The following is a 20,560-nucleotide window of genomic DNA, read 5'->3' as shown; positions in this document are numbered from 1 at the left end:
CGCCATCAGATCAGCCAACCAACAGGTGACCAAGATGGACGTGCAAGAAACCACGGCAGCATGCCGGGACGCCTTCGCCGAACTGGCGTCGCCAGCGTGCATTCAGGACCCGTATCCATTCATGCGGTGGTTGCGCGAGCACGATCCGGTACATCGCGCGGCGTCGGGCCTCTTTCTGTTGAGCCGCCACGCCGACATCTACTGGGCGCTCAAGGCCACGGGCGATGCTTTTCGGGGGCCGGCGCCAGGCGAACTGGCGCGCTATTTCCCGCGTGCGGCGACCAGCCTGTCGCTAAGTCTGCTGGCGTCCACTTTGGCGATGAAGGAACCTCCAACGCATACGCGTCTGCGCCGGCTGATCTCGCGCGATTTCACCATCGGCCAGATCGACAAGCTGAGGCCGGCCATCGCTCGCATTGTCGCAGCGCGCCTGGAGGGCATGGCGCCCGCACTGGAGCGCGGGGAGGCAGTGGACCTGCATCAGGAATTCGCGCTGGCCTTGCCCTTGCTGGTTTTCGGCGAACTGTTCGGCATGCCCCCGGACGACATTCTCGGGCTCGTCACCGGCATCAGCGCCATTCTGGAAGGCCTGAGCCCGCACGCCAGCGATCCCCAGCTCGCCGCGGCGGACTCGGCCAGCGCCAGGGTTCAGGCCTACTTCGGCGACCTCATACAGCGCAAGCGCTCCGATTCCAGCCACGACATCGTGTCAATGCTGGTCGGCGCACACGACGGCGATGCCGAGATGCTGTCGGATACGGAATTGATCAGCATGCTCTGGGGCATGTTGCTGGGCGGCTTCGCCACCACTGCCGCGGCCATCGGCCATGCTGTCCTGGCGATGCTGGCGTATCCCGAACAGCGGCACTGGCTGAAAGGAGATGCCATGGGGGTAAAGGCATTCGTCGAAGAAGCCCTGCGCTACGACGCGCCCGCCATGTTCAGCTCCATTCCGCGTATCGCCCAGCGCGACATCGAACTGGGCGGCGTGGTGATCCCGAAGAACGCGGACGTGCGCGTTCTGATCGCGGCCGGCAATCGCGACCCGGACGCCTTCGCCGATCCGGACCGCTTCGATCCCGTGCGGTTCTACGGCACCAGTCCTGGCATTTCGATCGACGGGAAGATCATGCTGGCCTTCGGCCACGGCATCCACTTTTGCCTTGGTGCGCAACTGGCCCGGGTGCAGTTGGCCGAGAGCCTGCCGCGGATCCAGGCGCGCTTCCCCACGCTGGCATTGGCCGAGCAGCCGACCCGGGAGCCCTCCGCGTTCCTTAGGACGTTCCGCGCGCTGCCGGTGCGGCTGCATCGGCAGGAGGGCTGAGATGCGCGTCGTGGTCGATCAGGATCTGTGCGGAACTACCGGGCAGTGCGTGCTGACGCTGCCGGGCGCCTTTCGCCAGCGCGAACCGGACGGGGTGGCCGAAGTGTGCGTGGCGACGGTCCCGCAGGCGCTGCACGCCGCCGTGCGGCTTGCGGCCAACCAGTGCCCGGTCGCCGCCATTCGGGTCATCGAAAGCGATGCTGGCCATGACGAGCGCGCCAGCGCGGACCCTGCGCCTTCTCCGGCGCAGGCCGAGCGGCATGCTGCGAAAGACCAATGCAATTCAGGAGACACGATGGCAAGGTTTGAAGGCAAGGTGGCCGTGGTGACCGGCGCCGGCGCCGGCATCGGCAAGGCATGCGCTCTCGCCATCGCGCGCGGGGGCGGCAGAGTGGTGGTGGCCGACATTGATGGCTCGGCGGCCATCGCCTGCACCGCGCAGATCGCGGCCGAAGCAGGCCACGCGCTGCCCATAGCCATGGATATCGCCGATGAGCAGGCGGTGGCAGCGCTGTTCGAGACGGCGGAGCGGCACTTCGGGGGGGTCGACCTGCTGGTGAACAATGCGAGCGCCATGCATCTGACCCCGCGCGACTGCGCGATCCTCGACCTGGACCTGGCAGTCTGGGACCAGACCATGGCGACCAATCTGCGCGGCACGCTGCTCTGCTGCCGGCAGGCCATCCCACGGATGATCGACCGCGGCGGTGGCGCGATCGTCAACATGTCGTCGTGCCAAGGGCTCAGCGGTGACACGGCGCAGACGTCCTACGGCGCGTCGAAGGCGGCGATGAACATGCTCTCGGCTTCGCTCGCCACCCAGTACGGTCATGCGCAGATTCGCTGCAACGCGGTTGCGCCGGGTCTTATCATGACCGAGCGTCTCCTCGCCAAGCTGGACGAGTGCATGCAACGGCATCTGCGCCGACACCAGCTCCTGCAGCGCGTCGGCCGCCCCGAGGACGTGGCCGCGCTCGTGGCGTTCCTGCTCTCCGCCGATGCTGCGTTCATCACCGGCCAGGTCGTGTGCATCGATGGCGGCATGCTGGCGCATGTGCCGACATACGCCGACGGTGGCAACAGCTGCGCCGCGCGCCCTGCCGGCGACACCGAATCGGCGACGGCGGCGCGCTGCTGATGGACATACTGCTCAACCCACTCAACCGTCGGCACCGGCTGCGATCCGACATCCCGGTCATGCCCGGCGCTTTCCCCCTGGTCGGGCATCTTCCCGCCATTGTCTGCGACCTGCCGCGCCTGCTGCAACGCGCAGAACGGACGCTGGGCAGCCACTTCTGGCTGGATTTCGGCCCTGCCGGACATCTGATGACCTGTGTGGATCCGGACGCATTCTCTCTGCTCAAGCACAAGGACGTGTCCTCGGCGCTGATCGAAGAGATCGCGCCCGAATTGCTTGGCGGAACGTTGGTTGCCCTGGACGGCGGCGCGCACCGGCAGGCGCGCGATGCCATCAAGGCAGCGTTCTTGCCCAAGGGGCTGACCCAGGCCGGGATCGGCGACCTGTTCGCGCCGGTCATCCAGGCGCGGGTGCAGGCGTGGCGCGCCCGCGGCGAGGTAACTATCCTGCGCGAGACCGGCGACCTGATGCTGAAGCTCATCTTCAGCCTCATGGGAATCCCCGCGCAGGATCTGCCGGGATGGCATCGCAAGTACCGGCAATTGCTGCAGTTGATCGTCGCGCCACCAGTCGACCTGCCCGGACTGCCCTTGCGGCGCGGCCGTGCCGCTCGCGACTGGATCGACGCGCAGTTGCGCCAGTTCGTCCGCGATGCGCGCGCGCATGCCCCGCGCACCGGGCTGATCAACGACATGGTTAGCGCCTTCGACCGCAGCGACGGTCCGCTCTCCGATGACGTCCTGATCGCCAATATTCGCTTGCTGCTGCTTGCCGGTCACGACACCACTGCCTCGACGATGGCCTGGATTGTGATCGAGCTGGCGCGGCAGCCTGTGCTGTGGGACGCCCTGGTAGAGGAGGCGCAACGCGTGGGCGCGGTGCCGACCCGGCACGCGGACCTGGCGCAGTGTCCGGTCGCCGAGGCGCTGTTCCGCGAGACACTGCGCCTGCATCCGGCGACCACGCTCCTGCCGCGTCGCGCGCTGCAGGAATTGCAACTCGGCCAACGGCGCATTCCCGCGGGCACCCACCTATGCATCCCGCTGCTGCATTTCTCGACCTCGGCGCTGCTGCACGAGGCGCCTGATCAGTTCCGCCTGGCGCGGTGGCTGCTACGCACAGAACCGATCCGGCCCGTGGACATGCTGCAGTTCGGTACCGGCCCACACGTCTGCATCGGCTACCACCTGGTATGGCTGGAAATGGTGCAGTTCTGCATCGCCTTGGCGCTGACCATGCACAAGGACCGGGTGCGGCCGCAGTTGCTGAGCGACGTCGAAAAAGGCCGGCGCTATTACCCGACCGCACATCCGTCCATGGCAATCCGCATAGGCTTCTCATGAGCTGGCGTCGCACGCCCTGTGTGGCAAGGCAGCGGCGCCGGCGGGGCGCGGCATTGCTGCACTCAGCGCACGCACTCGTGTGACGACTTGCGCTCGCCGTGGCCGTCTCAGCTACAAGGACATGAACAACATGCAAACCGGTTCCACAATACACGACGACCGAACTGGCGTTTCCGCATTCGGCGGGTTGGGCGCGCAGGCGCGCGGCGCATCTGGCGGGCTGCTCCCGGAGATCTGGATGCAGGACGGCGCAAAGCGGGTCGAACAGGCGCTGGCGCGTCTGCTCTGCGCCGAAGACGACGGTAAGACAGAGCTGATGGCAGCCATGCGCTACGCCACCTTGCATGGCGGGAAGCGCACCAGAGCCTTGCTCTGTCTGGCTGCCGGCGCACTGGCGGGCACGCCGGCGCACATGCTCGACGACGTCGGTGCCGCCATCGAGATGATGCACGCCTGTACCCTGGTCCACGACGACCTGCCCGCGATGGACGACGACGTGCTTCGCCGCGGCCTTCCGACCGTGCACGTAAAGTTCGGCGAAGCCACTGCGATCCTGGTCGGCGATGCGCTGCAGGCCCACGCCTTCCTGACCCTGGCGAGCCTGGATGCGCCGGGCGACAATCGTATCGCGCTCGTGCGTGAACTGGCGCAGGCGGTGTCCGCCGAGGGTGCCGCAGGCGGGCAGGCCATGGATTTGTCGCTGGTCGGAAAGCACGCCGGGCTGGACAGGATCCTGGCGATGCACCGGATGAAAACCGGAGCGCTAGTGCGCGCGTCGGTTCGCATGGGCGCGCTATACTCCATCGCGGAGGATGCCGCGCACACTACGCTGTACAGTGCACTCGATCGCTACACCGCCTGTTATGGCCTGGCGTTGCAGGTGGCCGACGACATTCTCGACGCGACGGCGAATACCGCGACTCTTGGCAAGACCCCCGGCAAGGACGCGGCCGCGCAGAAGCCGACCTGCGCGTCGATCATGGGGTTGCAGGCAGCGCGCCAGTTCGCGCTGTTTTTGTTGCACGACGCGGGGGAGGCCATCGCCCCTCTGGGGGCGCGTGCGGAAGGGTTGGCGCAGATGCTGCAGCGGGCCAACGTCTATCTGTCCGCGCCATACGCATGAGCGCGCCCATCCATAAGGACTTGCCGCTGTGCTGCTGCGATCGGCCGGCGGGCGCTGCATGCTGCACTGTGTCCGTGTCGGCGGCGACGTGCGCGGCGTCTGCCCGTTTCTGTTCTCATAGCCCTCTGCAGAAGGAAAATCCCGCGTGAACGCGCTGTCCGAACAGATCCTTTCCGAATTGCGCCACCTGCTGAGCGAGATGAGCGACGGCGGCAGCGTCGGTCCGTCCGTATACGACACGGCGCGAGCTCTGCAGTTCGACGGCAAAGTCACCGGTCGGCACGAGGCATATGCGTGGCTCATCGCGCAGCAACAGGCCGATGGCGGATGGGGAGGTGCGGACTTCCCGCTGTTTCGCCATGCGCCCACCTGGGCGGCGCTGCTGGCATTGCAGCGTGCCGATCCTCTTCCCGGCGCCGCCGACGCAGTCCAGGCTGCAATCCGGTTCCTCGAGCGCCAGCCCGATCCCTACGCGCATGCGGTGCCGGAAGACGCGCCCATCGGCGCGGAGCTGATCCTGCCGCAGTTGTGCGACGAGGCCGCATCCTTGCTGGGCGCCTTGGCGTTTCCGCGCCACCCGGCGCTGTTGCCGTTGCGGCAAGCACGCCTGGTCAAGCTGGGGGCTGTGGCGACCTTGCCGAGCGGCCATCCGTTGCTGCACTCCTCGGAAGCCTGGGGGGCGTCGCCGGCCACCGCATGCCCGGACGACGACGGCAGCATCGGCATCAGTCCGGCGGCCACCGCCGCGTGGCGTGCGCACGCCGTGACACAGGGAAGAACGCCGCAGGTCGGGCGCACCGACGGGTATCTGCAGGCGGCATCGCGGGCAACGCGCACCGGCATCGAAGGTGTCGTTCCCAACGTCTGGCCGATCAATGTGTTCGAGCCATGCTGGTCGCTGTACACCCTGCATCTGGCCGGTCTGTTCGCGCATCCCGCGCTCGCCGAGGCGGTGCAAGTGATCATCGCGCAGCTCGACGCCCGCCTCGGAGTCCGCGGTCTGGGCCCTGCCTTGCACTTCGCGGCCGATGCGGACGACACCGCCGTTGCGTTGTGCGTCCTTCGCCTTGCAGGCCGCGACCCGGCGGTCGATGCATTGCGCCATTTCGCAACCGGCGAGCTCTTCGTCACCTTCCCCGGCGAGCGCAATGCCTCGGTGTCGACCAACATCCATGCCCTGCATGCGTTGCGAATTTTGGGAAAGCCCGCCGCCGGCACCAGCGCCTACGTCGAGGCCAATCGCAACCCGCACGGTCTATGGGACAACGAAAAATGGCACGTTTCGTGGCTGTATCCCACCGCGCATGCGATTGCTGCGCTCGCGCAAGGCAAGCCCCAGTGGCGCGAGGAGCGCGCGCTGACAGCGCTGCTGCTGGCGCAGCGCGATGACGGCGGCTGGGGCGCCGGTCGCGCGTCCACATTCGAGGAAACCGCCTATGCGCTGTTCGCGTTGCACGTGATGGACGGGAGCGAAGAGCCGGCAGGACGCCGGCGCATCGCGCAGGCGGTGGCGGGTGCGCTGAAGTGGATGCTCGCCCGCCACGCAGCGCACTCACTGCCCCAGACACCGCTGTGGATCGGCAAGGAACTGTATTGCCCCACCCGGGTGGTGCGCGTGACCGAACTCGCCGGGTTGTGGCTGGCGCTTCGTTGGGGGCGGCGCGTCTCGGCCGAGGGAGCAGGAGCGGGGCCATGATCCCGACCCATCGCGCGCTGCAACAGGTGCTGGAGTGGGGGCGTTCCCTGACCGGGTTCGCCGACGAGCATGGCGTGGAAGCAGTCCGGGGCGGCCAGTACATCCTGCAGCGCATCCAGCCGAGCCTGCGCGACACCAGCGCCCGCACCGGCCGCGATCCGCTGGACGAGACGCTGATCGTGGCGTTCTATCGCGAACTGGCGCTGCTGTTCTGGCTGGACGATTGCAACGACCTTGACCTGATCGCGCCGGAGCAGCTCGCCGCGGTGGAGCAGGCGCTGGGGCAGGGCGTGCCGTGCGCGCTCCCCGGATTCGAGGGCTGTGCCGTGCTGCGCGCTTCGCTCGCCGCGCTCGCCTACGATCGTCGCGACTATGCCCAGCTTCTCGAGGATACCCGGTGCTACTGCGCGGCGCTGCGTGCCGGACACGCGCAGGCGGCAGGGGCGGAGCGATGTTCCTACGCCGAGTACTTGCAGAACGGCGTGGACTCGATCGCCTACACGAACGTGTTCTGTTGCCTGTCGTTGCTGTGGGGGCTGGACATGGCGACCTTGCGCGCGCATCCGGCGTTTCGCCAGGTCCTGCGGCTCATCTCCGCGATAGGGCGCTTGCAGAACGATCTGCATGGACGCGAAAAGGATAGGTCGGCCGGCGAGGGAGCTAACGCGGCGATCCTGCTGCTGCAGCGCTATCCGGCTATGCCTGTGGTGGAGTTCCTCAACGACGAGCTGGCCGGCCATACGCGCATGCTGCACCGGGTGATGGCGCAAGAACGCTTTCCCGCGCCGTGGGGACCGTTGATCGACGCCATGGCGGCCATCCGCGCGCAGTACTACGAGACCTCAACCAGCCGCTACCGCAGCGACGCTGCGGAGGGAGGCCAGCGTGCGCCGGCCTGAACGCGCGGGAAGCGGCGGCTTGCGCGCGCTCCCGTCGGTCCGATCCGACGCAACGCCGTCGCCCGATGCGGCGGATGGAGCGAGCATCAGCGACACCAACCTGAGCCGGCGCAAGGACGACCACCTGGACATCGTGCTGAATCGGCGAACGGCACGGGCCAAGGCCGCCGGCTGGGAGTACATCCGTTTCGAACACTGCGCATTGCCCGAGTTGGACCTGACGCAGATCGACCTCAGCGCCTCGCTGCTGGGCAAGACCATGCGCGCGCCTCTGCTGATCAGCTCCATGACCGGCGGCACGCCACGCGCCGAGGCCATCAACCGGCATCTAAGCGAGGCAGCGCAAGCCTTGGGGATCGCCATGTGCGTCGGTTCGCAGCGCGTGAGCCTGCAATCCCGCAACTCCCAAGGGCTGACGCGCGCGCTGCGCCGCCAGGCCCCAGACGTTCCCTTGCTGGCCAATATCGGCGCCGCGCAACTGCGTGAGGCCGACGGCCTGGACTTGGCGCGCCGGGCGGTGGATGCACTGGAGGCCGATGGACTCATCGTCCATCTCAATCCGCTGCAGGAAGCGGTACAGCCGGAGGGCGACCGCGACTGGCGCGGCGTCCTGGCGCAGATCGCTCGCGCCGCGCGCAGCATGGGGGTGCCGATCGTGGCCAAGGAAGTGGGGTCGGGCCTCTCTGCCTCGGTGGCTTGTGCGCTCGTTCAGGCGGGCGTGGCGGTGATCGATGTCGCCGGCGCCGGCGGCACCAGTTGGGCCGCGGTGGAGGGCGAGCGGGCCCCCGATGCCGCCGACCGTACAGTTGCGATGGCGTTCGCCGATTGGGGGATCCCGACCCCGGCCAGCGTGCAGGCGGTACGTCGGGCGCTGCCAGCGGTGAAGCTGATCGCGTCGGGCGGGGTCAGCGACGGCGTCGACGTGGCCAAGGCTATCCGCCTGGGCGCGGACATCGCCGGGCAGGCAGCCGGCGTGCTGCGCGCGGCTACGGTATCCACCGAGGCCGTTGTCGCGCATTTCGAGATCGTCATCCGCCAGTTGGCCGTCGCCTGCTTCTGCACCGGCTCGGCTGATCTGGCGGCGTTGCGTCAGGCGCGCTTGTTGCCCTCGACGCATCTGCCCGCCGGTTGATGCCGGCGTAGCCCGCACGTGGCGGCGGGCGCCTAGCCTTGCCGAGTGAGAAGATCGCGGACCGCCGGGCCATTCGCGCTCGTCGCGGGGTTTTTCGGGTGCTGCTTCGTGATCAAGGAGGCGTTCCGCCATATGGACAGCCGCGAGTAAAGCGTATTCGACGGCTATCTCGATGCTCGATCAGGGTGACCGGTCACGCCGAAGATGAGTCCCTAAAAGCGTCGGAACACCAGCTGCGGCGGAGACCGGCAGGAGCAGATGGTGCAAATCCATTACAATGAAGGAGTGGCGATCCGCATTGACCCCCAGTCAGCGCGGCCGGCCGTATGAACGAGAAGAGACGAGCGATTTCAGCTGCCGGACCGCCTTGATTTAACGTCCGATGATTTCGGAGCGCTGATCGGGCGTCCGTTTCGGACGGCGCCATCGTCGGGCGGCGCTAAATGCAGGATAATTGATCTCTTTTCGTATCATAAAGCTGATGCATGATACGCGAGCAGATCATGACGTGTTGACTCGATCGCTGGATAAGGTACTCTGCCATATCATCTAGCATTGGAATGGATCGTTTACGTATCATATGGACTCTCAATCGGAAATTCTGCGCGAAATCGGTGGGTTTTTCAGGCAGGCGAGGCTGGCCGCTGCCATGACGCAGGAGCAGGTCGCTGATTTGGCGGGTATATCCCGTCCCCGATATCGCGACATCGAAAAGGGAGCCGCAGCCGCGCGTGCGACGACGCTCATGAATATCGCTCGCGCGCTCGGTCTGGAAATGATGCTGGTTCCGCAAGCCATGGTTCCGGCTGTCCAGGCTCTATTGCGTCCGCATGATGATGACGATCGACCCGCCTTTGTTTCTCAACCTGACGATGACGATCATGGTCCCAGTCTTTCGCGCACCTAAGACGATCCCGTCCCTGGACGTGCTCTTGAACGCAGTGAAGATCGGCACAATCGTCAGGACGCCGGGTGATTTCAATGCATTCAACTTCGATGAGGCCTACCGCGCGACGGGCGGCTTTCCGGTTCTCAGCCTGTCGTTCCGGGCAGCGACGGGAGGATTGCGGAAAGATCCGAAGCCTATGGCGGGCGCCTTGCCCGCTTTCTTCGCGAACCTCCTGCCGGAGGAGAAATTGCGCGAGGCGATGGAAAGGCACCACGAAGGCAATGTGCGGCCAGGCAATGATTTCGACCTTTTAGCGGCGCTGGGCGCCGATCTGCCGGGAGCCGTACGGGCGTTGCCCAGTGACGGCGCGATAGCGGTGTCACAGGATGCTTCAAAGGATAAGCCCAAGGCACGGTTCTCGCTTGCCGGCGTGCAGATGAAACTGTCGGTCATGAAGAACACTGGAAACGGCGGCGGCCTTACCTTGCCGATGGACGACGAGCAGGGCCGGTACATCGCCAAGTTCCCGTCGACGGCCTTTCCGGACGTTTCCGAGAACGAATTCGCCAACCTGGCGCTGGCAGCAGCAATCGGCATGCAGGTTCCTGAATGCGAACTGGTCGAGAAGTCCGATTTTGAGGGCGTTCCCGAAGAATTCAATACGCTGTCGGAGGGCAAGGTCCTTCTCGTCAAACGCTTCGATCGCGGCGCCGGTGGCGGGAGGATACACATCGAGGATTTCGCTCAGATCTTCGGTGTCTACCCGTCGCGCAAATATGAGGGGGCTGCTTATCACGACATAGCCTTGGCTCTTGGTGTCGCCGTCTCGCCTACGGCGGCTCTCGAGTTCGTCCGCCGCCTGGCACTGACCGTCATCACCGGCAATGGCGACATGCACCTGAAGAATTGGTCTTTGATCTATCCGGGTAACGGCGACAAGCCGGCGCTTGCACCAATCTACGACGTCCTGTCCACCGTGCCATACATTCCCGCCGACGCCTTGGCGCTGTCGCTTGGAGGAGAGCGCTCGTTTAAGGCGCTAGCAGCACCGCGATGGAAAGCATTTGCGAACCGTGCACGGCTTCCGGAGCCGGCAGTCCTGAAGGCAGTGGTCGAGACGGTCAAACTCGTCAACGAACACTGGTGGCATCTGCCTGAGCGCGACCTTGTCGCTGCGAAAGTGCTCGAGCGGATCGACGAACATGTGAAGGCGATGACGCCGGTACTGAATTCCTGTGCCGACAAGTGAGCCGAGACCCCTCGGGTTGCTGATATAGCGGGACTATCCGCCTGTGGGACCGGATGAGTGGCCGCGGACCGATGGTATGCCGTCGCGCGCAAGATTCTACGCAGTGTCGACGAGGACACGAGAGACGAAGCACGTCAGCTCGCCGGAACAGAAGAGTTCGCAGCATCCCGCAGAGGGTCGAGATGCTGTTCCTCCACCTCAATACAACGATGCGGTTCAACCGAATGCGGTGACTGAGGATCGCGATCCGACGCTTTGTGTCGCCAATGTCGCGTCCGCTACACGGGCTGTTCCGACGATCTTTCTTGGAACTCAAGCTAAACCCCTGAAAAGCAACCTGAAATTATTCTTCGGTTGGATCAGGCAAATTGGCATGAGTCTTGAGATCCTTAGGTGCGAGGCGGCTAGAGCTGCCCGACCGGCATTCATGTCGCGGCAGCCGCGATGAATGGAACGAAGGAAGGAAAGCTACATGTCAGGTTTGCGTCAGATCGCCTTTTACGGCAAGGGCGGCATCGGCAAGTCCACCACCTCCCAGAATACGCTCGCCGCCCTTGTCGATCTCGGGCAGAGAATCCTCATCGTCGGCTGCGATCCCAAAGCCGACTCCACCCGCCTGATCCTGAACGCGAAGGCGCAGGATACGGTCCTGCACCTCGCGGCAGAGGAAGGTTCGGTGGAAGACCTGGAACTCGCGGACGTGCTCAAGGTCGGCTACAAAGGAATCAAATGCGTGGAGTCGGGCGGCCCTGAGCCGGGTGTCGGCTGCGCCGGCCGCGGCGTGATCACCTCGATCAACTTCCTCGAGGAGAACGGCGCCTACGACGACGTCGACTATGTCTCCTACGACGTGCTCGGGGATGTGGTGTGTGGCGGTTTCGCGATGCCGATCCGAGAGAACAAGGCCCAGGAAATCTATATCGTCATGTCCGGCGAGATGATGGCGCTCTATGCCGCCAACAACATCGCCAAGGGTATCCTGAAATACGCCCATTCGGGCGGCGTGCGGCTCGGCGGCCTGATCTGCAACGAGCGCCAAACCGACCGCGAGCTCGACCTCGCCGAGGCGCTTGCTTCCAGGCTCAATTCCAAACTTATCCACTTCGTGCCGCGCGACAACATCGTCCAGCACGCCGAGCTCAGGAAGATGTCTGTGATCCAGTATGCGCCGGACTCCAAGCAGGCCGGGGAATACAGGGCGCTGGCCGAGAAGATCCATGGGAATTCGGGCCAGGGCACCATCCCGACCCCGATCACCATGGAGGAGCTCGAGGACATGCTGCTCGACTTCGGCATCATGAAGACGGACGAGCAGATGCTTGCCGAGCTTCAGGTCAAGGAAACGGCTAAGGCGGCCGCACAGTAGCGACCGCTGCCGACATGAGGCGCCGCCTGATCTGGTGCGTCTTTCAAAGAACGGCGCCTCGTCGGTGAGGCGTCACCCTGAACCTTGAAAGGGGTCCCATGAGCCTGGAATACGAGAATGACGGTGGCCTCCATGCGAGGCTTATCGAGGAAGTGCTGTCGCAATATCCTGACAAGGCGGCGAAGCGCCGCAAAAAGCACCTCAGCGTCGCAAAAAGCGGCGACGAGGCTGGCGAGGAAAGCGAGGTCCTTTCCGAATGCGAGGTCAAATCGAACATCAAGTCCATCCCCGGCGTGATGACAATTCGCGGCTGCGCCTATGCCGGCTCGAAAGGCGTGGTGTGGGGTCCAGTCAAGGATATGGTCCATATCTCGCACGGCCCGGTCGGATGCGGGCAATATTCCTGGTCTCAGCGCCGCAACTACTACGTCGGCACGACCGGCATCGACACGTTCGTCACTATGCAGTTCACCTCCGATTTCCAGGAGAAGGATATTGTTTTCGGCGGCGACAAGAAGCTCGAACGGATCATCGACGAGATCGAGGAACTCTTTCCGCTGAACAAGGGCATGACTGTGCAATCCGAATGCCCGATCGGCCTGATTGGCGACGACACCGAAGCTGTGTCCCGCAACAAGGCCAAGCAGCACGAAAAGACAATCGTGCCGGTGCGCTGCGAGGGCTTCCGCGGCGTCTCGCAATCCCTCGGTCACCACATCGCCAACGACGCGATCCGCGACTGGGTGTTCGAGAAGAAGGACCTCGAGTTCGAGGCCGGCCCGTACGATGTCAATGTGGTCGGCGACTACAATATCGGCGGCGACGCCTGGGCTTCGCGCATCCTGCTCGAAGAGATGGGTCTGCGCGTGGTCGGCAACTGGTCGGGCGACGCTACCCTGGTCGAAATAGAGCGAGCGCCAAAGGCGAAACTCAATCTCATCCATTGCTATAGGTCGATGAACTACATCTGCCGGCACATGGAGGAAAAGTATGGCATCGCCTGGATGGAGTACAATTTCTTCGGGCCCTCCCAGACCGAAGCCTCTCTGCGCAAGATAGCCAAGCACTTCGGGCCGGAAATCGAGGCAAAGGCCGAGGCGGTCATCGCCAAATACCGGCCGCTGGTCGAGGCGGTCATAGCCAAGTACCGGCCGCGCCTCGAAGGCAGGACGGTGATGCTCTATGTCGGCGGGCTGCGCCCCCGTCACGTCGTCACCGCATATGAGGACCTGGGCATGGTGATCGTCGGCACTGGCTATGAATTTGGCCATAACGACGACTATCAGCGCACCGGCCACTACGTGAAAAAGGGCACGCTGATCTATGACGACGTAACTGGTTACGAGCTGGAGAAGTTCATCGAGGGGATCCGTCCCGATCTCGTGGGCTCCGGCATCAAAGAAAAGTACCCGGTCCAGAAGATGGGCATACCGTTCCGTCAAATGCATTCCTGGGATTATTCCGGCCCGTATCATGGCTACGACGGCTTCGCCATCTTCGCGCGCGATATGGACCTGGCCATCAACAACCCTGTCTGGAATCTCTACGACGCCCCCTGGAAGAAAAAAGCCGAGCCGTCGGCGGCGATCGCAGCCGAATGAAACCCTGGCTTCCCGGAAGCCGGGAGGCCGCGAACGCCTGTGGCCGCTTGTCCGCGGGAGACCTGAAAACGTTTCGACGTCCCTGTGCCGCCGTATGGCGGGCCAGATGGAAAGAGGTAACCACCCATGCCGCAGTCGGCTGAAAAAGTTCTCGACCACGCGCCCCTGTTCCGCGAGCCGGAATACAGGCAGATGCTCGCCGAGAAGAGGCTGAATTTCGAATGTCCTCACCCGGACCAGATCGTTACCGACCAAGGCGAATTCACCAAGACGTGGGAATACCGCGAAAAGAACCTTGCTCGCCAAGCCCTGGTCGTGAACCCCGCCAAGGCCTGCCAGCCGCTCGGCGCGGTGTTCGCGGCCGCAGGCTTCGAGCGAACGATGTCCTTCGTCCACGGCAGCCAGGGCTGCGTGGCCTATTACCGCTCGCACCTTTCGCGCCATTTCAAGGAGCCTGCTTCGGCGGTTTCCTCCTCGATGACCGAGGACGCGGCAGTGTTCGGCGGCCTGAAGAACATGGTCGACGGGCTCGCCAACACGTACCAACTTTACAACCCGAAGATGATCGCCGTCTCGACCACTTGTATGGCGGAGGTCATTGGCGACGACCTGCACAGCTTCATCGAGAACGCCAAGGACGAAGGCTCGGTCCCGCGCGACTTCGACGTGCCCTTCGCCCACACGCCGGCCTTTGTCGGCAGCCATGTCGACGGCTATGACGTTGCGGTCAGGGGCATTTTGGAGCATTTCTGGAAAGGCGAGGAGCGAACGGAAGCCGAGGGGACCATCAACGTCATTCCGGGTTTCGACGGCTTCTGTGTTGGCAACAACCGGGAACTCAAGCGCCTGCTCGATCTGATAGGCGTGTCCTATACTTTCATCCAAGACGCCTCTGACCAGTTCGACACGCCGTCCGACGGCGAATACCGCATGTACGACGGCGGCACGAAGATCGAAGACGTGAGGAAGGCGCTCAACGCCGAGGCGACGCTGTCGCTGCAGCATTACAACAGCCGAAAAACGCTAGAGTATTGCGAGGGGGTGGGGCAGGCGACGGCCTCGTTCCATTACCCGCTCGGTGTCAAGGCGACTGACGACTTCCTGATGGAGGTTTCCGCGATTTCCGGCAAGCAAATCCCCGAGGCAATCCGCCTCGAGCGCGGCCGACTTGTCGACGCCATGGCGGACAGCCAATCCTGGCTGCACGGTAAGAAATACGCCATTTACGGCGATCCGGACTTTGTCTACGCCATGGCCCGCTTCATCATGGAGACGGGCGGCGAGCCGACCCATTGCCTCGCCACCAACGGCACGTCGGCATGGGAAGCGGAGTTGAAGGAACTGCTTGCATCATCGCCCTTCGGCAAGGATGCTCAAGTCTGGGCGGGCAAGGACCTCTGGGCGATGCGCTCGCTGCTCTTCACCGAGCCGGTGGACCTGCTGATCGGCAACTCCTATGGCAAGTATCTGGAGCGCGACACGGGCACGCCGCTGATCCGGATGACGTTTCCGATCTTCGATCGCCACCATCACCATCGGTTTGCGCTCGTGGGCTACCAAGGCGGATTGCGCGTCCTGACGACGATCCTCGACAAGATCTTCGACAAGCTCGATCGCGAGACAAGCGAGACGGGCGTGACGGACTACTCGTATGACCTCACCCGCTAAGCTTGACGGTCGGCTTTGGCCGGTCGTCTTCCCGAGGGACTTTGGAGACCGACGCAATGTCCTTGCTCAGAGCCAAAATCAAGGATGTCTTCAACGAGCCTGGCTGCGAAAAGAACCGGGGCAAGGATGCCAAGGCGCGCAAGGAGGGCTGTTCGAAGCCACTGACCCCCGGGGCGGCGGCCGGCGGCTGTGCCTTCGATGGCGCCAAGATCGTGCTGCAGCCGATCACCGACGTTGCGCATTTGATCCATGCGCCGCTCGCCTGCGAGGGCAATTCCTGGGACAACCGCGGTGCGGCTTCGTCCGGGCCAGCCCTGTGGCGCACAAGCTTCACGACCGACCTCACCGAACTCGATGTTGTGATGGGGCAGGGCGAGCGGAAGCTCTTCAAAGCGATTCGCGAGATCAAGGAAGCGTATGGGCCGCCGGCGATCTTCGTCTATCCGACCTGCGTGACGGCGCTGATCGGCGACGACATAGAGGCCGTCTGCCAGCGCGCGGCGGAGAAGTTCGGCTTGGCCGTTGTACCGGTCAATGCGCCGGGCTTCGTCGGCTCCAAGAATCTTGGCAACAAGCTTGCCGGCGAGGCGTTGCTCGAGCATGTCATCGGCACGGCCGAGCCCGACGATGCCGGCCCTTACGACATCAACATCCTCGGCGAATTCAACCTCTCAGGCGAATTCTGGCTGGTGAAGCCGCTGCTGGATCGGCTCGGGATCCGGGTGCGCGCCTGCATTCCCGGTGACGCGCGTTACGTAGACATTGCCTGCGCGCACCGCGCCCGGGCGGCTATGGTGGTGTGCTCGACCGCGCTCATCAATCTCGCCCGCAAGATGGACGAGCGCTGGGACATTCCGTTTTTCGAGGGCTCCTTCTACGGCATCACCGATACCTCGGATGCACTCCGGAACATAGCTGAGCTGCTCGTGAAGCAGGGTGCTGATCCGGAGATCCTCGGCCGCACCGAGGTATTGATTGCAGAGGAAGAGGCGATCGCCTGGAAGAAGCTAGCGGCCTACCGGCCGAGGCTCGCAGGCAAGCGCGTGCTGCTAAACACCGGCGGCGTCAAGTCCTGGTCGGTCGTCCATGCGCTGATGGAGATCGGGATCGAGATCGTCGGCACCTCTGTCAAGAAGTCGACCGTCGAAGACAAGGAGCGGATCAAGCAGATCCTCAAGGACCACAACCATATATTCGAGCAGATGGCAGCGCGCGAGCTTTACGCCATGCTCTCCGAACACAAGGCCGATATCCTGCTATCAGGCGGGCGCACGCAATTCGTCGCTCTGAAGGCCAAGACACCCTGGCTCGACATCAACCAGGAGCGCCAACACCCTTACGCCGGCTATGACGGCATGTTGGAACTCGTACGCCAGATCGACCTGGCCATTCAAAACCCCATCTGGTGCCAGGTACGGGAGCCGGCACCATGGGATTGCCAGCCTGCGGTGAGGAAGGAACGGCCGTGCACGAAAAGCGAGACCGCGAGCTTGCATGTTGTCCAGGAATTCGCCGGCACGACAGCCGACGATTTCGGCGAGTGTTGAGGAAAGCCGATGGTCCGCATCCTTCCCCAGACCAAAGCGGCGGCGGTCAATCCGCTGAAGTCATCGCAGCCATTGGGTGCCGCCTTGGCCATTCTTGGCGTCGACGGCGCGATGCCCTTGTTCCACGGCAGCCAAGGCTGCACCAGCTTCGCGCTCGTGCTCTTCGTGCGACATTTCAAGGAAGCCATTCCCTTGCAGACAACGGCGATGGATGAGGTGGCGACGATCCTTGGCGGGGCGGACCATCTGGAACAGGCGATCCTCAACCTCAAGGCCCGCACAAGGCCAACACTGATCGGAGTCTGCACGACGGCGCTGGTGGAAACCCGGGGCGAAGACTGCGCAGGCGATATCGCCAATATCAGGCTGAAGCGCAGGGAAGAACTCGCGGGTACGGAGGTGGTGCTAGCCAACACACCGGATTTCGACGGCGCGATCGAAGAGGGCTGGGCCAAGGCTGTCACCGCGATGATCGAAAGGATTACGCGGCCCGGCGAGCAGGTGCGGCAGTCGAAGAAGATCGTGATCCTGCCTGGCTGGAACCTCACTGTGGCTGACGTCGAGCATTTGCGTGAGATGGTTGCAAGCTTTGGACTGAAGCCGGTGATTCTGCCGGACATCTCCGGCTCGCTCGACGGTACGGTGCCCGACCGTTGGGTCACGACCACCTATGGCGGCACCAGTGTCGAGGATATCCGTGAGCTTGGCACGGCCGAGCAATGCATCGTCATCGGTGAGCATATGCGCCGCCCGGCCGAGCTGCTGCAGAGGTTGACCGGCGTGCCTTACGTGCTGTTCCGGTCGCTGACTGGATTGAAGGACGCCGACCGGTTCGTCTCGCTTCTCTGTGCGGTTTCGGGCGCGGGGGCGCCGGCTCGGGTGCGCCGTCGCCGGGCGCAGTTGCAGGACGCGTTGCTCGACGGACATTTCCACTTTGGAGGCAAGAAAATTGCGATCGCTGCTGAACCAGACCAACTCTACCAACTCGCGAGCTTCTTCATCGGCATGGGCTCCGAAATCGCGGCGGCGGTCACAACGGCCGCTGTGTCGAAAATTCTGGAGGAAGTACCGGCGCAGTCGGTTCAGATCGGCGATCTCGGCGATTTGGAAGCTCTTGGCGCCGGCGCTGATCTTTTCGTTACTCATTCCCACGGGCGCCAGGCGGCGCAGCGCCTCGGCATTCCGCTCATGCGGGTCGGCTTCCCGATCTTCGACCGGCTCGGGGCCCAGCACAAGCTCACAATCCTCTACCAGGGGACCCGCGACCTGATCTTCGAGGTTGCCAATATTTTTGAAGCCAACCGGCGCGCGCCGACGCCTGAGGCGTTTGATCCACTCCGTACGCGAGAAATGCCAGATGAGCTCCGTTCGTCGCCTCTCGCTCGTCACTGACGAGGTTCACGCACCGACGCCGGAACGCCAAGCCGGCGCATTGCGCGTGGCCATCGCCACGCAGGACATGAAGAACCTCAACGCCCATTTCGGGTCGGCCAGGCGCTTTGCTGTCTACGACGTGATGCGCGAGGAGTGGCATCTTGTGGAAGCCGTGGCCTTCGATGACGGTTCCGACGAGAGCGGGAAGCATCGGACTGAGGGCGACGACCGCATCACCCCGAAGGTGGAGGCGCTGAAGGGCTGTCATCTCCTGTTTTGTTTGGCGATCGGCGGACCTTCGGCAGCCAAACTTGTTTCGGCAAAAATTCATCCGATCAAAGTGCCGCAGCCCGAGACCATCCAAGAGGTGCTGTTGCGCACGCAGATGATGCTCAGGACCTGTCCTCCCCCTTGGCTGCGCAAGGTGCTGGCGCAGGCAGGTGTCGCCGAACAGAAACCGTCCTTCGAGGACGAGAACTGAAATGCGGAGTGGGCGAAATGTCTGATGCCGAGGTTAGCGCTGCCGCCACCGAGGACGAGGCGGCCCTTGCCACCCCGTTCGTCAAATGCCTCGTGCGGCTGATCCGTGCCAATGATTCCCACGGGTCATGGGAAGGCAAATCGGACGCCGAGCTGCTGGGCGACTTCATCATCACCAGGGAACAGCGCCGTGCAATTCCAATCATCGGCGATCCCGATCCGGACGTGCTGTGGAGGCTCGATAAGTTCTACACCGCCGTCGGACTAGCGATTGAGGAGCGCACCGGCCTGATGGCATCGCCGATGATGGAGATAAGCCACGAGGGCTTCGGCCGCGTGCTCTTCACGGCCGGGCGACTGGTCGTTCTGTCCAAGACCCTGCGCGACGTCCACCGGTTCGGCTTCGAGACGTTCTGGAAACTCGCCGCGGCCGGTACCCAACTGGCCGGCGATGCCACCGCAGCCATTGAGGCTTATCCCGAGGTGGCGCGGGCGTGATGGAACCGATTTTCGATCGAGGGGATCATGTCAGGCCTTGAGGACATGCGATGGCCAGCCCTCTCAATCGAGGCGGTCGAGGCCGATGTGGTTCTTGGGGTAGCGCTGATGAAGCCAGTGGTACTGATCTGTTCGCAAGATGCGGAGTTGTATCTGTTCCTCAGCCACATTCTGGGGGTGGACGGCTTCACGAGTGAGCCAGCAGGGGGCGTGAAAGAAGCACTTGCATTGGCCGATCGACAGGAGCTCCAGGCGGTAGTCCTGGACTGCGGGCCAGCAAGCGCGGCAGGCTCCACAATCTGCGCCCGGTTCAAGGGGGATCCTCGGACCGGCCGCCTGCCCGTCATTGCGTTGATCGCGCCCGGCGCCGAGAACCAGCACCTCGATCTCTTGAAGGCAGGAATTGACGAGAGCTTTGTGCGGCCCTTCGCGCCGGCCAAGCTGCTTGACTGTCTACGCACGAAGCTGGCGCTGCCACAGCCGGGTTCAAACGGGATAAAAAACGGCAGCTGGCTCAGTTGCGGCAGCCTTGAGATGAAGCTCGATGCTCACCGGGTTCGAGGTAATGGCCACGACATCCATCTCGGACCTCTCGAATTCAACCTGCTGCGGCAATTCCTTGAGGCCCCCGGCAAGGTCTTCAGCCGAGACGAGCTGATCGACGCGGCCTGGCCGGACAATATCCATATCGGTGAACGCACTGTCGACGTCCATATCAGCCGGATCAGAAAGGCGCTGAAGGCGGCCTCGCCAGGTAGCGTCATTCGTACTGTCAGGTCTGCCGGCTACTCGCTCGAGAAGCCGGACGACTGAATAGCGAACGGATGGTGTGCCACTCTCCATCTTCGTTCGAAGGCAAGTCTTGCGGCTTCGAAACGCGCTACGGGCGCGACATACTCAGGGGGAGCAGTCAGATGGCCTTCAAAAGCCTACTCAGTGTAGCGGGAGCTGACCACTCCGATCTGGACGTCAGAACAGCTGCGAGCTTGTGCGCCGAGGTCGGCGCACATTTGTCCGTCCTGATTATGTCGCCTCCGCCTCTCGTTATGTCGCCTCCGCCGCTGGGTGATGGCCTCCCCGAATGGCCCAGACAACGCGCACACGCCATTGCCGCACTGGAAAAACGGTACAGGCAAATCGAGAGATTTTCACAGGACGCGGCCAGTCTGGAAAAAACATCTAGGGAAATTCACAAACTGCTGAGAGCCACGTGGCGGTGCTATGATGTCGATG

17 protein-coding genes and 1 pseudogene are annotated in these 20,560 nt (G+C 63.7%); all 18 read left to right on the top strand.

Going from position 1 to position 20,560, the window contains the following annotated elements; translation table 11 throughout:
• The first annotated feature begins 34 nt into the window (after nucleotides 1-34).
• The 18 genes and pseudogenes from NKI61_RS20535 to NKI61_RS20450 all read left to right on the top strand — a co-directional run bounded on the left by NKI61_RS20535 (nucleotide 35) and on the right by NKI61_RS20450 (nucleotide 20,140).
• Nucleotides 35-1,324, top strand: a complete 1,290-nt coding sequence (locus NKI61_RS20535) for a cytochrome P450 (protein ID WP_352840545.1) — start codon at nucleotides 35-37, stop codon at nucleotides 1,322-1,324.
• A 1-nt stretch (nucleotide 1,325) separates the two neighbouring features.
• Nucleotides 1,326-1,451, top strand: a pseudogene (locus NKI61_RS20530) (ferredoxin); the annotation flags it as partial.
• A 168-nt stretch (nucleotides 1,452-1,619) separates the two neighbouring features.
• Entirely contained in the window at nucleotides 1,620-2,462 is an 843-nt protein-coding gene (locus NKI61_RS20525) for a glucose 1-dehydrogenase (RefSeq protein ID WP_031246208.1), read from the top strand.
• A complete protein-coding gene (locus tag NKI61_RS20520; RefSeq protein ID WP_352840542.1) occupies nucleotides 2,462-3,805 on the top strand; it encodes a cytochrome P450 in 1,344 nt (447 codons plus the stop codon). Before NKI61_RS20525 ends, NKI61_RS20520 begins: the two co-directional genes overlap by 1 nt.
• Before the next feature lie 121 nt (nucleotides 3,806-3,926).
• A complete protein-coding gene (locus NKI61_RS20515) occupies nucleotides 3,927-4,928 on the top strand; it encodes a polyprenyl synthetase family protein (protein ID WP_196813883.1) in 1,002 nt (333 codons plus the stop codon).
• Between the two features lie 145 nt (nucleotides 4,929-5,073).
• Nucleotides 5,074-6,624: a hypothetical protein gene (locus tag NKI61_RS20510; protein ID WP_352840539.1), complete on the top strand. Its 1,551-nt coding sequence runs from the start codon at nucleotides 5,074-5,076 to the stop codon at nucleotides 6,622-6,624.
• Nucleotides 6,621-7,523 (top strand): terpene synthase family protein, encoded by a 903-nt coding sequence (locus NKI61_RS20505; protein ID WP_352840536.1) that lies wholly within the window; start codon nucleotides 6,621-6,623, stop codon nucleotides 7,521-7,523. The genes NKI61_RS20510 and NKI61_RS20505 overlap by 4 nt, the downstream gene beginning before the upstream one ends.
• Before the next feature lie 85 nt (nucleotides 7,524-7,608).
• Nucleotides 7,609-8,655, top strand: coding sequence for a type 2 isopentenyl-diphosphate Delta-isomerase (gene fni / locus NKI61_RS20500; RefSeq protein ID WP_352840564.1), 1,047 nt, complete (start codon nucleotides 7,609-7,611; stop codon nucleotides 8,653-8,655).
• Between the two features lie 580 nt (nucleotides 8,656-9,235).
• Nucleotides 9,236-9,562 (top strand): helix-turn-helix domain-containing protein, encoded by a 327-nt coding sequence (locus tag NKI61_RS20495; RefSeq protein ID WP_352748885.1) that lies wholly within the window; start codon nucleotides 9,236-9,238, stop codon nucleotides 9,560-9,562.
• Nucleotides 9,537-10,793 carry a type II toxin-antitoxin system HipA family toxin gene (locus NKI61_RS20490; RefSeq protein WP_352840533.1) on the top strand — a complete coding sequence of 419 codons (1,257 nt, stop codon included), beginning with the start codon at nucleotides 9,537-9,539 and terminating at the stop codon, nucleotides 10,791-10,793. Before NKI61_RS20495 ends, NKI61_RS20490 begins: the two co-directional genes overlap by 26 nt.
• A gap of 472 nt (nucleotides 10,794-11,265) precedes the next feature.
• Nucleotides 11,266-12,159 carry a nitrogenase iron protein gene (gene nifH / locus NKI61_RS20485; RefSeq protein WP_023712801.1) on the top strand — a complete coding sequence of 298 codons (894 nt, stop codon included), beginning with the start codon at nucleotides 11,266-11,268 and terminating at the stop codon, nucleotides 12,157-12,159.
• A gap of 98 nt (nucleotides 12,160-12,257) precedes the next feature.
• A complete protein-coding gene (gene nifD, locus NKI61_RS20480) occupies nucleotides 12,258-13,760 on the top strand; it encodes a nitrogenase molybdenum-iron protein alpha chain (RefSeq protein WP_023750062.1) in 1,503 nt (500 codons plus the stop codon).
• Between the two features lie 126 nt (nucleotides 13,761-13,886).
• Nucleotides 13,887-15,428, top strand: a complete 1,542-nt coding sequence (gene nifK, locus NKI61_RS20475; protein WP_352840530.1) for a nitrogenase molybdenum-iron protein subunit beta — start codon at nucleotides 13,887-13,889, stop codon at nucleotides 15,426-15,428.
• A gap of 56 nt (nucleotides 15,429-15,484) precedes the next feature.
• Complete coding sequence (gene nifE / locus NKI61_RS20470) at nucleotides 15,485-16,975, top strand: nitrogenase iron-molybdenum cofactor biosynthesis protein NifE (RefSeq protein ID WP_352840527.1); 1,491 nt, start codon at nucleotides 15,485-15,487, stop codon at nucleotides 16,973-16,975.
• Nucleotides 16,976-16,984: 9 nt separating this feature from the next.
• On the top strand, nucleotides 16,985-18,367 hold the full coding sequence (gene nifN, locus NKI61_RS20465; RefSeq protein WP_352840524.1) for a nitrogenase iron-molybdenum cofactor biosynthesis protein NifN: 1,383 nt from the start codon (nucleotides 16,985-16,987) through the stop codon (nucleotides 18,365-18,367).
• Nucleotides 18,333-18,830 carry a nitrogen fixation protein NifX gene (nifX, locus tag NKI61_RS20460; RefSeq protein ID WP_352840521.1) on the top strand — a complete coding sequence of 166 codons (498 nt, stop codon included), beginning with the start codon at nucleotides 18,333-18,335 and terminating at the stop codon, nucleotides 18,828-18,830. The genes nifN and nifX overlap by 35 nt, the downstream gene beginning before the upstream one ends.
• Before the next feature lie 17 nt (nucleotides 18,831-18,847).
• Nucleotides 18,848-19,327, top strand: a complete 480-nt coding sequence (locus tag NKI61_RS20455; protein ID WP_352840518.1) for a NifX-associated nitrogen fixation protein — start codon at nucleotides 18,848-18,850, stop codon at nucleotides 19,325-19,327.
• Between the two features lie 27 nt (nucleotides 19,328-19,354).
• Nucleotides 19,355-20,140 carry a response regulator transcription factor gene (locus tag NKI61_RS20450; RefSeq protein ID WP_352840515.1) on the top strand — a complete coding sequence of 262 codons (786 nt, stop codon included), beginning with the start codon at nucleotides 19,355-19,357 and terminating at the stop codon, nucleotides 20,138-20,140.
• Nucleotides 20,141-20,560 lie beyond the last annotated feature (420 nt).

The organism is Mesorhizobium sp. M0514 (genome assembly GCF_040321145.1).
GTDB lineage: Bacteria > Pseudomonadota > Alphaproteobacteria > Rhizobiales > Rhizobiaceae > Mesorhizobium.
The sequence above is the reverse complement of the archived record's forward strand: the minus strand, read 5'-3'. Positions and strand labels throughout refer to the sequence as shown.